This is a genomic window from Sulfitobacter mediterraneus, assembly GCF_003054325.1.
GTDB classification, from domain to species: domain Bacteria; phylum Pseudomonadota; class Alphaproteobacteria; order Rhodobacterales; family Rhodobacteraceae; genus Sulfitobacter; species Sulfitobacter mediterraneus.
In genome coordinates, this window is record NZ_QBKU01000026.1 from 2501 (window position 1) to 6126 (window position 3626).

Genomic DNA, 3626 nt, shown 5'->3' on the forward strand with positions numbered 1-3626 from the left:
CAGTTACTTTGAGAGCAATCTTAAAGTAACAAACAACACTGTTTGTTCTTGCCGAGTATGGCGAAGAACTCAGGCGCTGCCTCTTCGGAGGCCGGTGCACAACGGACTGTTTCCTCGGTCTGCTGCGCATATCGCGACTGAAACGAACGTGTTGTCCAAGTCAAGTACACTAACCAGAGTGATGATGCTGCCTCCCGCACGGATGGCAGCTATAGACATCGCTCATTGTCCACTCAGATGAGTGGGCGGGTAAAAGTATGCTTTTGGTTCAGAATAAGAGGATCAGTTTCTTACCAGCTTCTGATCTTCGCGAATGACGCAAGTCTTTCTTTTTCTGGATCAAATCAAGCGCGAAAAGGGCGTTTGGTGAATGCCTTGGCAGTAAGAGGCGATGAAAGACGTGATACTCTGCGATAAGTCATGGGGAGCTGAGAATAAGCTTTGATCCATGAATTTCTGAATGGGGCAACCCACCTGATACTTTGTTATTACTACCCACAAGGGCAGCTAATAATGAGGTAAACCAGGTATTTTTAGGCTGAATATATAGGCTTAAAAAAGCAAACCCGGGGAACTGAAACATCTAAGTACCCGGAGGAAAGGAAATCAATATGATACTCCCCTAGTAGCGGCGAGCGAACGGGGACCAGCCGAGCCATGATTGTGGTTAGAATGCGTTGGAATGCGCAACCAAAGTGGGTGATAGTCCCGTATAAGAAGCATGATTGGACGTATTAAGTAGGGCGGAACACGTGAAATTCTGTCTGAAGATCGGAGGACCACCTTCGAAGGCTAAGTACTCCTTACTGACCGATAGTGAACCAGTACCGTGAGGGAAAGGTGAAAAGCACCCCGACGAGGGGAGTGAAACAGTACCTGAAACCGAACGCCTACAATCAGTTGGAGGGACCTTGCGTCCTGACAGCGTACCTTTTGTATAATGGGTCATCGACTTGGTCTCACGAGCAAGCTTAAGCCGTTAGGTGTAGGCGTAGCGAAAGCGAGTCTTAATAGGGCGTCGAGTTCGTGGGATCAGACCCGAAACCGAGTGATCTAGGCATGGCCAGGTTGAAGGTAAGGTAACACTTACTGGAGGACCGAACCCACATCTGTTGAAAAAGATCGGGATGAGCTGTGCCTAGGGGTGAAAGGCCAATCAAACTCGGAGATAGCTGGTTCTCTGCGAAATCTATTTAGGTAGAGCGTCGACCGAATACCATCGGGGGTAGAGCACTGGATGGGTAATGGGGCCCCACAGGCTTACTGATCCTAACCAAACTCCGAATACCGATGAGTACTAGTCGGCAGACACACGGCGAATGCTAACGTCCGTCGTGAAGAGGGAAACAACCCTAACCTCCAGCTAAGGCCCCTAATTCATGGCTAAGTGGGAAAGCAGGTGAGACGACCAAAACAACCAGGAGGTTGGCTTAGAAGCAGCCATCCTTTAAAGATAGCGTAACAGCTCACTGGTCTAAATAAGTTGTCTTGCGGCGAAGATGTAACGGGGCTCAAGCCATGAGCCGAAGCTGAGGATGCATTTATTGCATGGTAGCAGAGCGTAGTGTGACATAAGACTTTGTCTCCTTACTTCCTTCGGGAATATTGGAGACGTAGTCTTTTCTGTGAAGCTGGCGCGTGAGCGATCCGGTGGAGAGATCACTAGTGAGAATGATGACATGAGTAGCGACAAAGAGTGTGAGAGACACTCTCGCCGAAAGTCCAAGGGTTCCTGCTTAAAGCTAATCTGAGCAGGGTAAGCCGACCCCTAAGGCGAGGCCGAAAGGCGTAGTCGATGGGAACCAGGTTAATATTCCTGGGCCAGATGGAAGTGACGGATCTCGAGGGTAGTTCATCCTTATCGGATTGAATGGGCTGCTTAGAGGTCCCTGGAAATAGCTCCATCATGAGATCGTACCCTAAACCGACACAGGTGGACAGGTAGAGAATACCAAGGCGCTTGAGAGAACTATGTTGAAGGAACTCGGCAAAATACCTCCGTAAGTTCGCGAGAAGGAGGCCCGGTTCCTAGGCAACTAGGGGCTGGGGGCACAAACCAGGGGGTGGCGACTGTTTATTAAAAACACAGGGCTCTGCGAAGTCGCAAGACGACGTATAGGGTCTGACGCCTGCCCGGTGCCTGAAGGTTAAAAGGAGGGGTGAGAGCTCTGAATTGAAGCCCAGGTAAACGGCGGCCGTAACTATAACGGTCCTAAGGTAGCGAAATTCCTTGTCGGGTAAGTTCCGACCTGCACGAATGGCGTAACGACTTCCCCGCTGTCTCCAACATAGACTCAGCGAAATTGAATTACCGGTCAAGATGCCGGTTACCCGCGGTTAGACGGAAAGACCCCGTGCACCTTTACTACAGCTTCACATTGGCATTAGGCCGAACATGTGCAGGATAGGTGGTGGGCTTTGAAACGTGAACGCCAGTTTGCGTGGAGCCTCCCTTGAGATACCACCCTTGTTCTGCTTGATGTCTAACCGCGGTCCGTTATCCGGATCCGGGACCCTGTGTGGCGGGTAGTTTGACTGGGGCGGTCGCCTCCTAAATCGTAACGGAGGCGCGCGAAGGTTGGCTCAGAGCGGTCGGAAATCGCTCGTTGAGTGCAATGGCAGAAGCCAGCCTGACTGCGAGACTGACAAGTCGAGCAGAGTCGAAAGACGGCCATAGTGATCCGGTGGTCCCAAGTGGGAGGGCCATCGCTCAACGGATAAAAGGTACGCCGGGGATAACAGGCTGATACTGCCCAAGAGTCCATATCGACGGCAGTGTTTGGCACCTCGATGTCGGCTCATCTCATCCTGGGGCTGGAGCAGGTCCCAAGGGTACGGCTGTTCGCCGTTTAAAGAGGTACGTGAGCTGGGTTTAGAACGTCGTGAGACAGTTCGGTCCCTATCTTCCGTGGGTGTAGGATACTTGAGAGGAGTTGCCCCTAGTACGAGAGGACCGGGGTGAACGATCCACTGGTGGACCAGTTGTTATGCCAATAGCAGTGCTGGGTAGCTATGATCGGACAGGATAACCGCTGAAGGCATCTAAGCGGGAAGCCCCCCTCAAAACAAGGTATCCCTGAGAGCCGAGGTAGACCACCTCGTCGATAGGCCAGAGATGTAAGCGTAGTAATACGTTCAGTTGACTGGTACTAATGGCTCGATAGGCTTGATTTGATCCAGTAAAAGCAAGACTTTACTCGATAAATCAAAAGCATACACAACACTCAGTGTACTGACTTGGAAAACTCTAAAAACTTTATTTGGTTTGGTGATCATAGCGCGAGCAAAACACCCAGCCCCATCCCGAACCTGGCCGTTAAGTGCCGTAGCGCCGATGGTACTGCGTCTTAAGACGTGGGAGAGTAGGTCATCGCCAAACCTAATAAGGTTTTTAGAGAAGTATCTCTCAACGATGACAAAAAAGACCAATGGCCTGATGCAAAACAACATGTAACAGACCAAAAAACGGCCCAAAACAGCACAACGTGCAGTAGGCCAACAAAAGGCCTCAAGCACAACACCGTGCAGCAGGCCAACAAAAGTGTCGCGGGATGGAGCAGCCCGGTAGCTCGTCAGGCTCATAACCTGAAGGTCGTAGGTTCAAATCCTACTCCCGCAACCAAAAA

1 tRNA gene and 2 rRNA genes are annotated in these 3626 nt (G+C 50.9%); all 3 read left to right on the top strand.

Annotated features, from left to right (window positions below):
- Window positions 1–342 precede the first annotated feature (342 nt).
- Window positions 343–3174: ribosomal RNA gene (locus C8N31_RS20010) — 23S ribosomal RNA — on the top strand.
- A 90-nt stretch (window positions 3175–3264) separates the two neighbouring features.
- Window positions 3265–3379 (top strand): 5S ribosomal RNA (gene rrf, locus C8N31_RS20015).
- 166 nt (window positions 3380–3545) lie between these two features.
- Window positions 3546–3622, top strand: a tRNA-Met gene (locus C8N31_RS20020).
- The last annotated feature ends 4 nt before the right edge of the window (window positions 3623–3626 follow it).